We start from the raw sequence: 15488 nt of genomic DNA, 5'->3' as shown, positions 1-15488 counted from the left end.
GGCGTATTCTGATCACACATTTTGAGCCCGATAGCTGGTCAAACATGGCGCCGAAGAAACGAGTCGGATCTCGTCTGGCCGCGGCCCTTTGGAGGGTCCTCGGATTCCTGACAGTGAGCGCGATCTGCGGTGTTCTGGTCGCAAGCCTGGCGGTCCCTGGCGTCGCTGCTGCCGGCGTTGCCGTCAGCAGGTCAATCATCTTCTTCAACCACCTCCCCGCCGAGCTCGCGGTTGAGCCGCCGTCGCAGTCAACCAAGGTGCTGAGCGCGGACGGGAAGCCGATCGCCACCTTCTTCGCGGAGAACCGCGTGAAGATCGGGCTGGACCAGATGTCCCCCTACATCCGGGACGCGATTGTCGCCATCGAGGACAGCCGTTTCTACAAGCACGCCGGCGTCGACCCGCAGGGGATTCTCCGGGCGCTCACCGCCAACCTGACCGGCGGCAGCAGACAGGGCGCTTCCACGCTGACCCAGCAGTACGTAACGAACGTGATCAATGAGTCCCTGTTGTCGGCGGACAGGGGCGATCAGGTGGTCCTCAGCGGGCAGAAAAGCATCGGCGACAAGGTGCGGGAGATGAAGCTCGCCATCGAGCTGGAAAAGAAATACTCCAAGGACCAGATCCTTGAGGGCTATCTCAATATCGTGTTCTTCAACCGGGACGCGTATGGCATCGAAGCCGCAGCCCGGCATTTCTTCAGTACCTCAGCAAAGGACCTCACCCTGCCGCAGGCTGCACTGCTCGCCGGCCTGGTCAACAGCCCCAGCTATTACGATCCCACCGCGCATCCGGAAAACTCCGTCAAGCGACGCAACCAGGTCCTGGACAAAATGCTCAGCGAGGGGAAAATCCTTCAAGCCGATCATGACGCCGCCGTCGCCAGCGGGGTCGAGCTGAAAATCACGCCCGCAAAGCAGGGGTGCTCTGCGGCTGACATGGCACCATACTTCTGCGACTACATTTCGCACCTGATCCTCAACAACCCGGCGTACGGCGTCGACGCCACGGATCGCGAGAAAAAGCTGTACCGCGGCGGCCTGACCATCACCACCACGCTGGACAGCCGGCTGCAAGCGGCCGCGCAGGCGCAGGTCGACGCCACCGCCGGCGCCAACCCGGACAAGTGGGGTGCGTCGCTGGTCACAATTGCGCCGGGCACCGGGAAGATCCTGGCGATGGCGCAAAACACCGTGTTCCTCCCCGAACCCGGGAAGTTCGATACCCAGCTGAACTTTAACGTGGACGCCAAGGACGCCAGTGGCAACGACCTGAACGGCGCCGGCGGGTTCCAGCCCGGGTCCACGATGAAACCGTTCACTTTCGCGGAATGGCTCAACGAAGGCAAGTCCATGGTCGCCGAGGTGGACGCCGCCCGGCGGACTTATCCCCTGGACTTCCCCTGGAAGTCCAGCTGTGGAAAGGTCCTTGGCGCCTACGATACGGCCCAAAAGTCCCTCGGCGCCACGGACGATCTCCAGAACAACGACGAGGGCTACTACCGCAAGATGCCCGTCAATTACGGGCTCTACAACTCCATCAACACGGCGACCTTCGCCGAGGCCGCGGAACTGGACTTCTGCGGCATCCAGAGAATGGTGGATGCCGTGGGCCTTCACAGCGCCGTGGACAACGCGCAAGTGAACATGCATCAGCTGGGCAACCTGCTGGGCGCCATTGGTGTGGCGCCGCTCCACCTGGCCAATGCATTTGCGACGTTCGCCGCTGAGGGCAAGTACTGTGCCCCGATCGGCATCGCGGACGTGACCGATGCATCAGGACGGAAGCTTCCGGCCGAGACCAGCGACTGCCGCAGCGCGGTCAAGCCCGAGGTGGCCCGCGGCGTGAACTCCGTGCTCCAGGACGTGCTGAAAAAGGGGTCCGGAATCTACATCGAGCCCAAGGTCCAGAATCAGGTCCCCGCCGCAGCCAAGACCGGCACTTCCAACACCAACGGCGCGACCTGGGTGGTCGGCTACACCAGCGGCCTGGCCACCGCGTCCTTTTTCGGGGACACCCTGGAGGGCCAGAAACGGCCGGGCCAGAACGTCACCATCAACGGCAAGTTCTACAAGAACATTGACGGCTACATGCTCGCCGGCCCGCAGTGGGCAAATTACATGCAGCAGGTGGCCGGACTGTACCCCGCCGCGCCGTTCGCCCCACCGCCCGAGTCCATGACCAAGCCTGAACCGCCGCCTCCGTGAGGTGCGGCGCCGCAGCAGGGCGCCGGGCGGACTCAGTAGGTGTAGAAGCCTTCGCCTGTGGAGACGCCGAGCTTGCCCTTGTCGAGGTAGTTGTCCTTCAGGTACTTCGCGAATGCTTGCGAGCCTGCGTCCGGGGAGGACGCGGCGATGTTGTAGGCGGTTCCCAGGCCAACGACGTCGTAAATCTGGAACGGTCCGCTCGGCGCTCCGGTGGCAATGCGCCAGGTTTTATCGATCGTTTCCGGGCTGGCGATGCCCTGCAGCAGCAGACCGGCGGCCGCGTTCAGGAGAGGGACCAGAAGCGAGTTCAGGACGTAGCCGGCTTTCTCCTTTTTGATCTCGATCGGCTCCAGCCCGCTGTTCCGGGCGAACCCGACGACGGCGTCGAACACCGCCGGATCGGTTGCGGCGGTGCCCATCACCTCGGCGATGTTCTGCACCCAGATGTTGTTGGCGTAATGGATAGCGAGGAAGCGGTCGGGGCGGCCGGTGAAATCTTTGAGGTCGCTGGGCAGCAGGGTTGAGGAGTTCGTGGCGAAGATCGTCTTGGCCGGGGCGAGCTCCGCTATCTTGCGGTAGAGGTCCCGCTTGAGCTCGAGCAGTTCGGGAACCGCCTCGATCACCAGGTCTGCGTTGGCGACGGCGCTCCCGAGGTCAGCGGTGAGGCGGAGGTTGGCCAGAGCCGCCTCAGCTTGGCCCTCCTCGGCGCCGGCAACCTTCTGTGCCCGGTAGATGCCGGCGAGGTGCGCGAAGCGGGCCCGCGCCTTTTCGAGGGCTTCGTCGTCAATGTCGTAGGCCGTGACAGCGAATCCGTGGAACGCGGCCTGGTAGGCGATCTGCGATCCGAGCACTCCGGTGCCGAGCACGGTCAGCGTCTTGATTTCGGGCATTTGAGGTGTTCCTTCTGACGTGGGGGTTAGGGGCGGCCGGGGTTGACGGACCCGTAGATACTGCGGATCCAGATGGTTGAGAGCACGTCCAGGGCGCGGGACTCCACGATGGCGGGACTCTCCTGGTTGAGGACCGCGGTGATAACGCGCTCGTTCATCAGGTTGAGGCTGACTGCGAGGTCGTGGGCGTCAATGCCGCCGGGTGCGGCCCCCCGGGCCTGCTCAGATCTGATGATGTCAGTTGAGAAGTCGGCCCAGGACTGCATCGACCGGGACCAGAGCGCCCGCACCTCATCGTTGCGGGCTCTCGCCGCGATCGCCGCAGTGGCGACGCCGCGGTGGTTCACGAACACCTCGACGAACATCCCAATGGAACGGGTCCACGCTCCTGCGGGATCGGTTTCGAAATCCCGCGGGAGCTCGCCCACCCGGTGTTCCACCTCGGTGATGACACGGTCCAGAAGGGCCAGCAGAACCTCGTCTTTGGAGGAGAAGTAGAAGTAGAACGTGGGGCGCGAGATCCCGGCGCCGCGGGCCAGATCCTCGATCGATATGTCGTCGAAGGCGCGCTCGCCGAGGAGCGCCTCGGCCGTGACCAGTATTGCGTCCTGGCGCTCATCCCCCGAGACCTTTGCGGTACGTCTTCCTCGTTGAACCATGGGCCCATCCTAGCCCGGGTTCTCGACACCGTGTTGACTCTGTCAACTTGAAGTCGATAGTTTGGCTTTATGAGCGAACACGTGGATGTGTTAATTGTCGGAGCCGGGCTGAGCGGCACAGGTTTTGCCAGCCGGTTGAAACGAGACGTACCCGGTAAGACCTTCACTATTCTTGAGTCGCGCGGCGCGGTGGGAGGCACCTGGGATCTTTTCCGATACCCGGGCATCCGCTCCGACAGCGACATGTACACGCTCGGCTACTCGTTCCGGCCCTGGGCCGGCGCCAAAGCCATCGCCGACGGCGATTCGATCCGCGACTACATCGAGGCGACGGTGGCGGACGAGGGCCTGGCATCGCGGATCCGGCTGAACCACCGGGTGGTCTCGGCCGGGTGGTCCAGCGAAACCGCGCTGTGGACGGTCACGGCCGTCCGCACGTCCGACGGCGAATACCGGCACGACGGTCCGGCGTCGAGCACTGAGACGGTCACGTTCACCTGCTCATTCCTGTCCGTCTGCTCGGGCTACTACCGCTATGACGAGGGCTTTAGTCCGGCCATCGAGGGTGCCGAGACCTTCGCCGGATCGATCGTCCACCCGCAGCACTGGCCCGCTGACCTCGACTACGACGGCAAACAGGTGGTGATCATTGGCAGCGGGGCCACCGCGGTGACGCTCGTGCCGTCGATGGCGAAGTCGGCTGCCAAGGTCACCATGCTGCAGCGCTCCCCCACCTACATCGCCCCCGTGCCGTCCCGGGACCACCTGGCCGACCGCCTCCGGGGCAAGCTGCCCGCGCAACTGGCCTACGACGTCGTACGGGCCAAGAACATTCTCTTTTCGATGCTGACGTACCAGCTCAGCCGGCGCCGGCCGGAGACGATGAAGGCAATCCTCCGCAAGTCAGCCATCGCCAAGCTGCCGGAGGGCTTTGCGATCGACACGCATCTGGCCCCGTCCTATGAGCCATGGGACCAGCGGCTCTGCGCGATCCCCAACGGCGACCTCTACCGCGCCATCAGCGCAGGCACGGCCGACATCGTGACCGACAGGATCTCGCGGATCACCCCGGACGGTATTGACCTGGTTTCGGGGGGATCGATCCCGGCCGACGTGATTGTCACGGCAACAGGACTGAACCTGCTCGTCATTGGCGGCATGACCCTCACCGTCGACGGCGAGCCGGTGGACGTAGGCAAAACCCTGACCTACAAAGGCATGATGCTCGACGGCGTTCCCAATTTCGCGCTCACGGTCGGTTACACCAACGCCTCCTGGACCCTCAAAGCGGACCTGGTGGCAGGCTATATCTGCAGGCTGCTGAAGTACCTCGACCGCCGGAACCTGCAATGGGTTGCGCCCAAGGCACCCGCCGACGTCGCGAACGCTGAGCTGACGCCCCTGATCGATCTGAAGGCCGGCTACATTCTTCGCGACGCCGGAGATCTTCCCCGGCAGGGCACCGGCTCGCCATGGCGGCTGCACCAGAACTACGTGCGCGACTTCGCCCTGCTTAGGGCCGGCCGGCTGACGGACCATGTTCGTTTCGGCCGGCGCGGGCAGCCGGTGGCTGCGCCCGGACGGGGAACCCCGGCGCCCCAGGACCCTCTCGCGCTCCCCGGAACTGGATACATCGACGTCGCCGGCACCCGCCTGCGCTACCGGAAAACCGGCGACGGGGACCCGGTGCTTCTGCTGCACGGCATCGGCCAGAGCCTCGACGACTGGACCGAGCAGCACCAGCGCCTCTCGGCGCGCCACACCGTCTACAGCGTGGACCTGCCCGGCTTCGCCTACTCCGAACGGATCTCCGGGCCGGCCACCTTGGCGAAGCTCGCCGGCGCCCTCCCCGCCTTCCTCGACGCCCTCGGGGTGCACGAGGCGCTAGCAGTGATCGGCAACTCGCTCGGCGGTGCCGTCGCCATGAAGTTCGCTGCCGAGAATCCGCACCGCGTCTCAGCCCTCGTTCTTGCCGACAGCGCCGGATTCGGCAAGGAGGTTGCACTGGTGCTGCGCCTGCTCACGGTCCGGCGACTCGGGGAACTGCTCATGCGTCCCGACGTGAAGGCTTCCCGCCGCACGGTCCAGTCGATCTTCTACGACAAGGACCTGGTGACGGATGCCCGCGTGGAGCATGCTTTCGCTCTGTCGCAACGGGCGGCGCACCGACGGTCGGTGCTCGAGATCGCCAGCGATCTCGGAACGATCTCCGGCATCAGGGCCGGATGGCGGACGGCCCTGGTGGAGGCCTTGGCGCCGTTGGACATTCCGACGCTCGTGGTCTGGGGCGACCACGATCACGTTCTCCCGTTCAGCCACCTCGAGTCGGCGACCGCGGCCCTGCCACGCGCCGACTCGCACGTCTTCCCGAACACGGGACACATGCCGCAGATCGAACGGCCTGATGAGTTCGCCACGGTTGTGGAGGAGTTCCTGTCCCGGGTCATGGCGGGCCGCCGCACGAAAGGCGCATCTCTGGCTTAGAGGTGCGCCCTTCGTGCGACCCCACGATGACGGGGCGGTTCAGGCGTTCGCGACCCCGGTCGCCATCGACCGGATGAACTCATGGTCCTCCTGGGATATGACCGTCTCGCCGTGCTGTCCACTGGCAAGGTTCTCGCCCGCCGCTTTGGAGACAACTGCGGTGATGGTCCTGGGAAGGATCTGGCACCCGGGGTTGTCAATGAGCCACTTCCGCGTGGCCGGGTCCAGATGGTCCCAATGGTCCTTAATGTGCATCTGAGGATGCCGCCTTCCTTCTCGATGTGCGGTTCGGGGTGGAACATGGCGTGCTGCGAGGGGATGTGGTGCCCGCCCCAGCCCACAAGTCAACGCAGTTCCCATGAGGAAGACTAGGGCCATAATCCCCGAAATTCCCCGGTGTCGGGCCTGACAAAAAGGCTTCAGGTTTTCGGTGGCAAAAGATGCCCTCCGGAGGCAAAATCAAGTCATTGGCCTGCGCTGGAATCCATGGCCACGCAACTGCAGGGAGCACAGGGGGCACAGGTGCTGGTGATCGAGTCGAGGGTCGATGTCGCGGGGTTGACGGGCCATGACGTCACCGACTTTATGGTGGCCTGCACCGATCAGCAGTACCGGAACTGGTGGCCCGGAACCCACCTGGAGCTCCACGCGCTGGGGCAGCCCCCAGGCGGGGTGGGTGACGTCGTGGTGATGGACGAGTTCGTCGGCCGGCGCCGGTTGCGGCTGCGCGGAGTTGTGGAGGCGGTCGAACCGGGCCGCAGGCTCGTGTGGCGCTTCCGCAAGGTCGTGCCTCTCCCGGCCCGCCTGTCTCTGAAGCTCACCCCGGTGCCGGGCGGAGTGTCGGTGCACCACACGATTACCGTCGGGTGGCCCGGGATCGGCCGGCTGCTGGACCCGCTGCTGCGGCTGTACTTCACGCCCGGGTTCACCGCGGACCTGGATGCCCACGTGCACTCGGAGTTCCCCATGCTGCGGGACTACCTCCGGCCCCAGTCCGCTTCTGGCCCGGACAACTGACTGGCAGCCCCAGCCCTCTCCTCAGTACGCGAGCGCGCCGGTCAGTTCCCCGGCCACAAAGACGGCGGTCATGGCTGCAGGGGGCTGACGGTGCGGTATTTGCCGCCGGTGGCGATCACCTCGCCGGACCGCGCCCCTCGTCCCACGAGCCGCACCACGCCCCGCCATGTCAGCCACTTTGCGGTCAGGATGCCCATCAGGCCCGAGGTGACTGCCCAGTACCGGTCGTCGAGCACGAAGATGCCGCGGGTGCCGGTGGTGCTGGCGGTGGTGGCCACCAGGTATTTCCCGGCGAATCGGTCCCCGATACGGCTCGGGTCCCCCACGAACTCCTGGGCACCCGCGAGGGTCACTGCCGGATCGGTGGCCACCTCGTCGAAGTGGGCCATGAGTTCGCGTTTGTTCGTTACCGGCAACAAAGTGACGTCCCCGATATGCTCGGGCAGCCCCTGGTAGCGGTCCCGGTAAAAGGCCGAGTGCTGCCGGGCGTAGGCGACCAGGTCAGCCAGGCGCGCCCTCTGCCGGTGCCGGATCGCCTCCGGGCCTTGCCGGTGTGCCCGGTGGGAGTCCCACCACACCCAGGCAGTGTTGCTCCCCCGGTCCCCGGAACCCGACCTCCGTCGTGTCTGCATGGCATGACGGAGGTCGTCGCCACCCCCGGACAGAGCCATTCGGCAGGGGAGCGCCCGATGCTCCTGTGTGCGCGATCAAACGCGCGGGACCTTGGTCTCTGGGAGCGGGCCAGAGAGATACCTAGCGTGGGCAGTGACGGATGGCCGATGCACCCCGGACTCGGCACGAGTCACCACTTAGTAGGAGAAAAGAAGATGTCAAAGCTATCGAAGGGCACCGCCTCGACCCACCAGGAGTTCCCCGGCTATGTGGACGCTTACGAGCAGGAGATCGGTGACTGGACGGTGAGCTTGGAAAGAAACCTTAAGGACATGGATCAGGCGCCTTTCTTCAAGGGTGCGCCGAATGATCTGTGCCAGGCGAACCACCTCGGCTACGTAATCAAAGGGAAGTTCGGCGTCCGGAGAGGCGACGGGGTCGAGGAGATCTTCGAGGCCGGTGACGCGTTCGTCATCGAGCCTGGGCACACGCCGCTAGTGTTCGCCGGGAGCGAATTTGTGGCCTTCACCCCCGCCGAGGAGGCGAAGCAGCAAAGCGCGGTGATGATGCCAAACATCATGAAGTTCGCCCAGGAGCAAGGCATCGAGCTGCCGGGACCAGAGACGTCCTAGTTCCAAGTTCCGTAACATGTAAATGCGTGACGTGCGTCACAGAGACTGGTTACCGGCGGCAATCTCGGTATTCTGGAAGAGGTCAAGCAAGCGGCCGTCAGTGCTTCGTAGAGGACCTTTTCCCTATGACCACCAAACTTGCAGTCACCGTTGCCGTCGACATGGACGCGACGACCGTCACTCTTCGACCTACCGGAAGACTCACCCCCAACAATGTCCGTGCCCTGGTGGCATTAGTGGGGCGCGCCGGCCGCGTCCTGCCCGGCTTTGCCGTTCATTTGGACCTGGAGCTGCTGCATACCAACTCCCCGGAGGCGCTTCGGACCCTCACGGAATCCGGAGCCAAAACCCTCCCCCCATATCCGCTGGACGCCCGCTTCGGGTACCGCCGTCCGGACCTCGCGACGAAGCTGGCCGCGTGACAGGGAAGCCCGGTCCGGGGCGCCGGGACCCGGTGTTCCACACCTTCAGGAGGTGGCCCCTGGTGCCGACAGAAGACCTTGTGAAGCTAAGCTACTCGCTGCGACAGGTCCAGGAACTCGGAGGAGCAGCTGCCCCCGGCGAGCTCCTCGGCCTCGTCGATCACGAACTCCATCAGCGCGCTCACCCCGTGCAATCGGGGCATACCACCGGTACCAGCCCGGGACCGGAATAAGACCGGCGGGATATGGCCCGAGCCTGTTGGGGGTGGGCCATGTCCTGTCGTTCCAACGGCGGACCGGGACTGCGATCCCGAGGACCGGGCTGTGGCGTTGACCGCATCCTACGAGGCCGCGCCGTTCCTCGCCAAGATCCACGCGAGGAAGATTCCCGAGACAATGCCCGAGGATGCCCGAAAGGGATGTACGCCGACGCGCGGCGGTTGGTGACGGCGTCGGCGTCCTTGGCGCAGGACCGAACCGGCCCCCAACGTGCGAATAACCGCCGGCGGTCGACGCCGTCGCCGTCTAGCTCCCCGCCGCGGAACTGACCACATGGCTCACGGACCGCCAGCAACAGCCACGACCGGACCATTTTTCCGGTCTCTACCCGGCACGACAGCTGAAGTGGCGGGTCCGTGACAGGACAATGCTGCCCGGGTCGCAGTGAAGGCCGCCAACGCCCTGGCGGGCAACGGGCCAGGCGAGTCAAACTCCCAGCAGCCACGCTAACGGCACCGGCCCCCGTTGATACGGCCAGCCGCCCCCAGACTGTTGACCTCACTGACTGACATACTTTCTGCCATGGCTATCGGACTAAAACTAGACATCGAATTCTCTGGACCCGAGGGCCAACGTGCCACATTCGGGGATCTCAAGCGTTTCGTAGCGCGCGCAGAAGCCGGCGGTTGCAGCGACCAGGACGAGCTCCACCTGGAAATAAATGAAGACGACGAAATCACGGGCTTCTCGCTGTACCTCGATCCAAACTCCTGAATCATCCAACGGACTCACCGCGTCCGCACGTTCGGCCCCCCAGGTTTCAGGTATCGCGCCCTCTCCCAAACGGTCTAAGGGCTGCGGCCGAGAGGAACAGCGCGGTCAACCGGAACGCGCCGGCTGCCAGGAGGACCACGGTGAGCAAACGAAACCCGCCTGGAACATCAGGAACGCCAGCGCACGGCCGGAATCTCCATTGTCAGGACCTTCGTCTCTGACGAACTCGGCCGCGGGCAGCGATCCTAAGAAGAGCCCGCCGCCCAAGGAGGCAACCGATCTTGTCCGCAGCGTCGGGGCCCTGCGCCGTTTCCATGGAGTCCCCGACGAACCCACGAGGATGTTTTACCGCATACCGGGGCGGCCTCGTCACGGCGCGTCCCGAACGGCTTGAGACAACCATGCGGTGCGGGGTCCTTCGCCCCCGGCGTGGAACGAATGGAGGATCAGATGGGGATATGGCGAAGGGCCAGCGTGTGGATACGGGCGGTACCGTGGTTCCCCTTCCGTGCCGGTGCCGGACCCGGGACCGGGGACAGGGATTTCATTACTGTGGACGGCGGATTGTTCAACTACGCACCCTCAGCCGAAGCGGTGGTCCGAAGTCTCGACTACGCCGGCCGGAACGAAACCGTCATCGACAGGGCGGCCAACCGCTATCCGCTGCTCGATGATGGGAACGGGCACCTCCAGCTCGGGCAATCCTCCGGCAAAGCCGATATTGATTGGCTGCGGGAGGCCTGGGACGCCGCACAGCAGGAGGATCCCCAAAGGTACCCGCTGGAACGCGTGTTGCCGGACGCTGATATCGAATTTCTGGCCTCCCTCTTCGAAATGCTTGAAGAAACGACTACCGGGGTGATCGAAGGCTGGACCTGGAACGTGCGACAGTCCGGCCGGATACACCATCTGGAATCACTGGATGATGTCAACGACCTGCTGCGCAAAGCGACTGACCTGCCGGACACCATCGTGCAGGACCCCTACGAACATCTGTACCGGCCCTACCGGATGATCCGGGGCACGCTGGCACTGACCGACCGGCACTACCTCGTGTACCGCGAAGAGTTCCCAGAGGATGTCCCTGGCACCTGAGCTTTGGCCGGCTCCGGCTGGGGACGTTTGAACCCAGAGATGGCCGCCGGGTGATCCAGAGGACACGGCGGTAGACCGGCCCCATGTGTGGCAGGCCTCGGATTCGGCGGCGGGGCGTGGGAGGATCGGGGTATGGAAAACACCCCCGAGGTCCTCCGATACGCGGCCTTTTCCACCACGCCAAACGGCGGCAACCCTGCCGGTCTTGTCCTGGATGCCAGCCGTCTGGATGACGCCAGAATGCTGGCGGTGGCGGCCGCCGTCGGGTACGCCGAAACGGCCTTTGTGACGGAGCAGGGCGTCGACAGGGACCCGCGACGGAGCCGGGTTCGGTACTTCTCGCCGATCGCCGAGGTGCCGTTCTGTGGCCATGCGACGATTGCGCTCGCCGTTGCGCTGAGCGGTCGCGACGGGGCTGGATCCTTCACCTTCGACACCCTTGTCGGCCCCATCGTCATCGAGACAGCCGGCGAGGGCGCCGACATCAGCGCATCGTTCACGGCCGTTGAGCCACAGCTGGCCGAATTCGACGACACCGTCCTGGCCGAACTCCTCGGACTGCTCGGCGCCGGGCAGGGCGATCTCGATCCGGCCTATCCGCCGAGGATCGCGTATTCGGGAAACTGGCATCCGGTGCTGGTCTTCGCCGACCGTACCCTTTTCGATTCCTTTGGCTTCGATCCGGAGGCGGTGCGCAGCCTCATGGACGTTCAGGGCTGGGCCGCAACGGTGACGATCATGCACCGTATTGCGGATGGCGAATTCGAAGCCCGGAATCTGTTCCCGGTGGGGGCCATCACGGAGGACCCTGCCACGGGGTCCGCCGCGGCTGCGGTCGGCGGCTACCTGCGCATCCTGGGATTGGTCGAGCCCCCATCGAGGGTCCTGATCCACCAGGGACGGCACGTGGGCCGGCCGGGCCTGCTCACCGTGGACATTCCGGCTGCCGGCGGGATGGTGGTCAGCGGCAAGGCCGTCCGGATTCCCGGCCACCCCTGAAAAGCGCTGCTGGGCGGCCAGTCTCACCCGTCGTCATCCGCCCGGTGTCCTCCAGCGTCGCTTCCACGTGAGCGCGGTTCGGGGCGGTTGCGACCACCCCGCAAGCTTGTCAGCGACGGCCCACCTGCGAAACGCTTGCACGCCAGGTCCGTCACCACGCTTCCTAGTAGGCTCAATCCCACATGTGACTGACAGGAGGGTGCAGTGGCCGAGACTCTGACCGGGACTATGGTGGCCGAGGTGATGGCCGAGCTGGCCGCGCTCGAGGACCCGAGGGCACGAGAGGTGAACGAGAAGCATGGTGACGATCACGGCGTGAACCTCGGCAAGCTGCGCGCGCTCGCGAAACGGCTGAAGACTCAGCAGGAACTCGCCCGCCGGCTCTGGGAGACCGATGACACCGCGGCGAGGCTGCTGGCGATCCTGATCTGCCGGCCTAGGGCGTTCGAGGGTGAGGAGCTGGACGTTATGTTGCGTGAGGCGCGGACCCCCAAAGTGCTCGACTGGCTCGTGAACTACGTGGTGAAGAAGAACCCGCACGCCGAAGAGCTGCGTTTGGCCTGGTTTGCCGATCCGGACCCGGTGGTCGCGAGCGCCGGGTGGGCGCTGACCACCGAACGCGTTGCGAAGAAGCCCGAGGGTCTCGATCTGGCGGGGCTGCTGGACATCATCGAAACGGACATGAAGGACGCCCCGGACCGCCTGCAGTGGGCGATGAACCACTGCCTGGCTCAGATCGGGATCGAGCACGGCGAGCAGCGCGCCCGCGCAATCGGCATCGGTGAACGCCTGGAAGTGCTCAAGGACTACCCGACGCCCCCGGGCTGCACGTCTCCGTTCGCGCCCGCCTGGATAAATGAGATGGTGCGCCGCCAGTCTGATCCGTAGGACGGTTCGCGATCTGCCGGGATTCCCGCCAGCTTGGTGCCAAGGTTACTTAGTTTATCTTTTTGTCTAGAAAAAGGCAGAGAGGACAAACGAGAAACCCCCGTCAGTCATCACGAATGCCGGGGGTTTCTGCTTCGTGGATCAGTCCTGCCCCTTTGTCACCAGTTTTGCTGGCCATCTGAAGTTACGGCTCGCTCGTCCAACGAGGAACACCGGATTCTCAGCGCTCAGCCGGCACCCTGGCCCTCGCGGCCCACCTCCTCCAGAATCCTGGCTGTCGGCGGTGCCGACATCAGCTGCCCTATCACCTCTGGTTTGTTCCACACTTGGCCGCGCAGCCGTTCAAGAAAGACGGTCGCAACGTCCTTGGTGTCGAAGTCAAGGAGCACGGCCACGCTGTTTTGGTCCTCCGTATCCCGGAACACCCGGACAGACCGGGCGCCCGAGGCGGCGCGGCCTGCGGGATCAGTGTCGAAGACCTTCTTCCATGCCTCGTAGTCCCGGACCGGATAGCTAATCTGCAGGGTGAACATCGTCGTTCCTTTCCCTCGCGCTGTGTCAGGACCAAGATAGGTCTTCAAGCGTCATCCCGGTAGGGCCGAAGGGCGGCCGTAATCCGGTGCTCCGCTGCTGTCCTGGCAAGAAATGGCTCCGGCCCGTTAGTTAGAACTGACCCTCCCTGTGGATGGACGAGGTACTGGGTCCTCAGCACCCCCAGCACCCTCAGGGGACGATCCTTCCGGTAACGGTGTCGACGCGGACAGTGCCACCAGTAAAGGCAGGCTTCGTGCGAGGCCACAGCATGCACTGGACGGCCCCCACCGACGCCGACACCACCAGCACGTGCACCCCCATCCCACGGGACGATCTGACCATCCAGAAGGCACTTACACGAGTACCAGGCGCCGGATATGATCTGACGCCTGACACTGGCGGACGCCCGCGTCAGGACGGAACCGTCAACGAAACTAAACAGGGAGACGTCACTATGACAAACAAGCGTGCTGTTCTGGTTACCGGCGGCGCACGAGGGATAGGGCGATCAATTTCCGAACATCTGGCAGAGAACGGCTGGATGGTTATTGCGACGTTCAACACCGGTCGTGAGGAAGCGATGGAGCTGAGGCGTACGCACGGCGTCGAGGTCCGGCACCTCAATATGACGGACAGATCGGCATCGTTGGGCTTCGCTCGTCAGATCCGCAGCGAATTCACTTTGGATGCGCTGGTGAATAACGCCGGGATCCTCGAAAAGGAAGGCTTCGAGGAATTCACATTAGGTGCTTGGGATCGAGCCCTCGAAGTGAACGTCACGGCGCCCCTGATCCTGGCCCAGGAACTCGGTCGGCACATGGGCACCGGCGGCAGCATCGTGAACATAGCCAGCACGGACGCTGACATCGGGTCCTTCAGAAGCATCGGCTACTCGGCCAGCAAGGCGGCTCTCCTTTCGATCACCCGAAGTCTCGCCAACATCCTTGGCCCCCGCGGAGTTCGGGTTAACGCGGTGACGCCGGGCTGGGTAGACAACGGCATCACCGCGGATTCATACGAAGCGGCAAACCTCACTCCGCTGGGACGCAACGGAGCACCTGGAGACATAGCCAAGGTCGTCGCATTTCTTCTAAGCCCGGAGGCAGCGTTTATCACTGGTGCATCCATCGTCACAGACGGCGGGTACTCCTGCGTCGACTACTACATGCAGAAGGAAAACGACCTTCTTGGTTAAGACCTTCCCGCCTACCGGGAGCGGAACTCAGCCTCTCGAGCGCGCCCGCAGTAGGCAGGGCTATCGTCCACGGAGTTCAAGCAATCTGATTTCCCGGAACTCCAGGATGGTGAAATAGCATGCGATCACCGCGCACCCAAGCAACACCAGCAGTGCAGCGTGGTTGCGGATCCTTACATGGGCTTGCCCCGGCAATTCAGGCCGACCAGGCGAACGGTGCCGAGAAGGAGTTCTTCCCGGCGTTGTCCCATGCCATCCCGAAAGCATCCACCGTGGACGTGATAGCCCGTCCGGCCGCCAGCGTGTCGGCGGGGAAACCGGCTCCGCTAACCTTCACCCCGGCGCCGGTTGTATCGAGGGGAGAGACGAAGTCCTCCACTGCCATGTCGACGGCCCCGCCGATCCGGACGCTGTGCCCGCGGCCCTCATCGGCGTAGGTGAATTCGCGGGACTCCATGCCCAGCATTTCCCCGATCAACGGACCCAGACCCTCCATCGGCCCGCCCAGCTGCCCCCCGAACACCTTCCCGAGCGCTTCTGCCTGCTCCGGGGAAGCCGCTGCATCCATCAGGACCCCGACTTTCCACCCGCCCTCGCCCATCACCGCAGGCGTATCAGCCACCACGCAGACGTTGAGGCCGCCGACGTCGACGCCGTTAATCTCGCCCCGGCGGACGTGGAAAGCCAGCGCGGCGTTGCAACGGTCATTGTCCGCAGGCAAAGGTCAGGCCGGAGGTCGAACAGGGGCAGACCATAACGCAATTGCAATTTTCGAAGTAAGTGCCTTCGATTCGCCATGTCATCTGAGGCTCCCTCCAAATGGAAACCCCCCATGCTCACGGTTTCCCTCCGGCCACAGTC

The 15488-nt window shown here is 64.4% G+C and carries 16 protein-coding genes; 10 read left to right on the top strand and 6 right to left on the bottom strand.

What is annotated here, in order from left to right; genetic code table 11:
• Window positions 1-44: 44 nt before the first annotated feature.
• Window positions 45-2207 (top strand): transglycosylase domain-containing protein, encoded by a 2163-nt coding sequence (locus QCD75_RS14790; RefSeq protein WP_301229878.1) that lies wholly within the window; start codon window positions 45-47, stop codon window positions 2205-2207.
• Between the two features lie 32 nt (window positions 2208-2239).
• On the opposite strand, the gene QCD75_RS14785 is transcribed toward QCD75_RS14790, so the two are convergent.
• Together QCD75_RS14785 and QCD75_RS14780 are read right to left on the bottom strand one after the other, a co-directional pair.
• Window positions 2240-3097 (bottom strand): 3-hydroxyacyl-CoA dehydrogenase, encoded by an 858-nt coding sequence (locus QCD75_RS14785; protein WP_301229876.1) that lies wholly within the window; start codon window positions 3095-3097, stop codon window positions 2240-2242.
• 26 nt (window positions 3098-3123) lie between these two features.
• On the bottom strand, window positions 3124-3756 hold the full coding sequence (locus QCD75_RS14780) for a TetR/AcrR family transcriptional regulator (protein WP_301229874.1): 633 nt from the start codon (window positions 3754-3756) through the stop codon (window positions 3124-3126).
• A gap of 69 nt (window positions 3757-3825) precedes the next feature.
• Between QCD75_RS14780 and QCD75_RS14775 the strand changes: the two genes are divergently transcribed.
• Window positions 3826-6240, top strand: coding sequence for an alpha/beta fold hydrolase (locus QCD75_RS14775; RefSeq protein WP_301229872.1), 2415 nt, complete (start codon window positions 3826-3828; stop codon window positions 6238-6240).
• Window positions 6241-6279: 39 nt separating this feature from the next.
• Here the strand turns inward: QCD75_RS14775 and QCD75_RS14770 are convergent, their stop codons facing one another.
• Complete coding sequence (locus QCD75_RS14770) at window positions 6280-6495, bottom strand: hypothetical protein (RefSeq protein WP_301229870.1); 216 nt, start codon at window positions 6493-6495, stop codon at window positions 6280-6282.
• Window positions 6496-6726: 231 nt separating this feature from the next.
• On the opposite strand from QCD75_RS14770, the gene QCD75_RS14765 reads away from it, so the two are divergent.
• Window positions 6727-7257, top strand: a complete 531-nt coding sequence (locus QCD75_RS14765; RefSeq protein WP_301229868.1) for an SRPBCC family protein — start codon at window positions 6727-6729, stop codon at window positions 7255-7257.
• A 68-nt stretch (window positions 7258-7325) separates the two neighbouring features.
• On the opposite strand, the gene QCD75_RS14760 is transcribed toward QCD75_RS14765, so the two are convergent.
• Window positions 7326-7835: a hypothetical protein gene (locus QCD75_RS14760; RefSeq protein WP_301229866.1), complete on the bottom strand. Its 510-nt coding sequence runs from the start codon at window positions 7833-7835 to the stop codon at window positions 7326-7328.
• A gap of 249 nt (window positions 7836-8084) precedes the next feature.
• Here QCD75_RS14760 and QCD75_RS14755 point away from each other — a divergent pair, with 249 nt between their 5' ends.
• The 6 genes from QCD75_RS14755 (at window position 8085) to QCD75_RS14730 (ending at window position 12898) form a co-directional block, all read left to right on the top strand.
• Window positions 8085-8501: a hypothetical protein gene (locus tag QCD75_RS14755; RefSeq protein ID WP_301229864.1), complete on the top strand. Its 417-nt coding sequence runs from the start codon at window positions 8085-8087 to the stop codon at window positions 8499-8501.
• 125 nt (window positions 8502-8626) lie between these two features.
• Window positions 8627-8923, top strand: a complete 297-nt coding sequence (locus QCD75_RS14750) for a hypothetical protein (RefSeq protein ID WP_301229862.1) — start codon at window positions 8627-8629, stop codon at window positions 8921-8923.
• An 801-nt stretch (window positions 8924-9724) separates the two neighbouring features.
• The gene (locus tag QCD75_RS14745; protein ID WP_301229860.1) at window positions 9725-9916 is read left to right on the top strand and encodes a hypothetical protein; all 192 of its coding nucleotides are present in this window, start codon (window positions 9725-9727) and stop codon (window positions 9914-9916) included.
• A 552-nt stretch (window positions 9917-10468) separates the two neighbouring features.
• The gene (locus tag QCD75_RS14740; protein WP_301229858.1) at window positions 10469-11011 is read left to right on the top strand and encodes a hypothetical protein; all 543 of its coding nucleotides are present in this window, start codon (window positions 10469-10471) and stop codon (window positions 11009-11011) included.
• 132 nt (window positions 11012-11143) lie between these two features.
• On the top strand, window positions 11144-12010 hold the full coding sequence (locus QCD75_RS14735) for a PhzF family phenazine biosynthesis protein (RefSeq protein ID WP_301229856.1): 867 nt from the start codon (window positions 11144-11146) through the stop codon (window positions 12008-12010).
• Between the two features lie 228 nt (window positions 12011-12238).
• Window positions 12239-12898, top strand: coding sequence for a DNA alkylation repair protein (locus QCD75_RS14730; RefSeq protein ID WP_301229954.1), 660 nt, complete (start codon window positions 12239-12241; stop codon window positions 12896-12898).
• Between the two features lie 227 nt (window positions 12899-13125).
• Here QCD75_RS14730 and QCD75_RS14725 read toward each other — a convergent pair whose 3' ends face one another.
• Window positions 13126-13431, bottom strand: coding sequence for a hypothetical protein (locus tag QCD75_RS14725; RefSeq protein ID WP_301229854.1), 306 nt, complete (start codon window positions 13429-13431; stop codon window positions 13126-13128).
• A 455-nt stretch (window positions 13432-13886) separates the two neighbouring features.
• Between QCD75_RS14725 and QCD75_RS14720 the strand changes: the two genes are divergently transcribed.
• Complete coding sequence (locus tag QCD75_RS14720) at window positions 13887-14627, top strand: SDR family NAD(P)-dependent oxidoreductase (protein WP_301229852.1); 741 nt, start codon at window positions 13887-13889, stop codon at window positions 14625-14627.
• A gap of 196 nt (window positions 14628-14823) precedes the next feature.
• Here the strand turns inward: QCD75_RS14720 and QCD75_RS14715 are convergent, their stop codons facing one another.
• On the bottom strand, window positions 14824-15348 hold the full coding sequence (locus tag QCD75_RS14715) for a DUF1326 domain-containing protein (protein WP_301229850.1): 525 nt from the start codon (window positions 15346-15348) through the stop codon (window positions 14824-14826).
• Between the last annotated feature and the right edge of the window lie 140 nt (window positions 15349-15488).

This window comes from Arthrobacter sp. PsM3, assembly GCF_030433895.1.
In the GTDB taxonomy this organism is placed as follows: Bacteria; Actinomycetota; Actinomycetes; order Actinomycetales; family Micrococcaceae; genus Arthrobacter.
This window is presented reverse-complemented; position numbering and strand designations above follow the sequence as displayed.

Bases quoted from the DNA above. Each gene is read 5' to 3' on its own strand.
- QCD75_RS14790 (WP_301229878.1), top strand. From the start codon at position 45: ATGGCGCCGAAGAAACGAGTCGGATCTCGTCTGGCCGCGGCCCTTTGG.
- QCD75_RS14785 (WP_301229876.1), bottom strand. From the start codon at position 3,097: ATGCCCGAAATCAAGACGCTGACCGTGCTCGGCACCGGAGTGCTCGGA.
- QCD75_RS14780 (WP_301229874.1), bottom strand. From the start codon at position 3,756: ATGGTTCAACGAGGAAGACGTACCGCAAAGGTCTCGGGGGATGAGCGC.
- QCD75_RS14775 (WP_301229872.1), top strand. From the start codon at position 3,826: ATGAGCGAACACGTGGATGTGTTAATTGTCGGAGCCGGGCTGAGCGGC.
- QCD75_RS14770 (WP_301229870.1), bottom strand. From the start codon at position 6,495: ATGCACATTAAGGACCATTGGGACCATCTGGACCCGGCCACGCGGAAG.
- QCD75_RS14765 (WP_301229868.1), top strand. From the start codon at position 6,727: ATGGCCACGCAACTGCAGGGAGCACAGGGGGCACAGGTGCTGGTGATC.
- QCD75_RS14755 (WP_301229864.1), top strand. From the start codon at position 8,085: ATGTCAAAGCTATCGAAGGGCACCGCCTCGACCCACCAGGAGTTCCCC.
- QCD75_RS14750 (WP_301229862.1), top strand. From the start codon at position 8,627: ATGACCACCAAACTTGCAGTCACCGTTGCCGTCGACATGGACGCGACG.
- QCD75_RS14745 (WP_301229860.1), top strand. From the start codon at position 9,725: ATGGCTATCGGACTAAAACTAGACATCGAATTCTCTGGACCCGAGGGC.
- QCD75_RS14735 (WP_301229856.1), top strand. From the start codon at position 11,144: ATGGAAAACACCCCCGAGGTCCTCCGATACGCGGCCTTTTCCACCACG.
- QCD75_RS14730 (WP_301229954.1), top strand. From the start codon at position 12,239: ATGGTGGCCGAGGTGATGGCCGAGCTGGCCGCGCTCGAGGACCCGAGG.
- QCD75_RS14725 (WP_301229854.1), bottom strand. From the start codon at position 13,431: ATGTTCACCCTGCAGATTAGCTATCCGGTCCGGGACTACGAGGCATGG.
- QCD75_RS14720 (WP_301229852.1), top strand. From the start codon at position 13,887: ATGACAAACAAGCGTGCTGTTCTGGTTACCGGCGGCGCACGAGGGATA.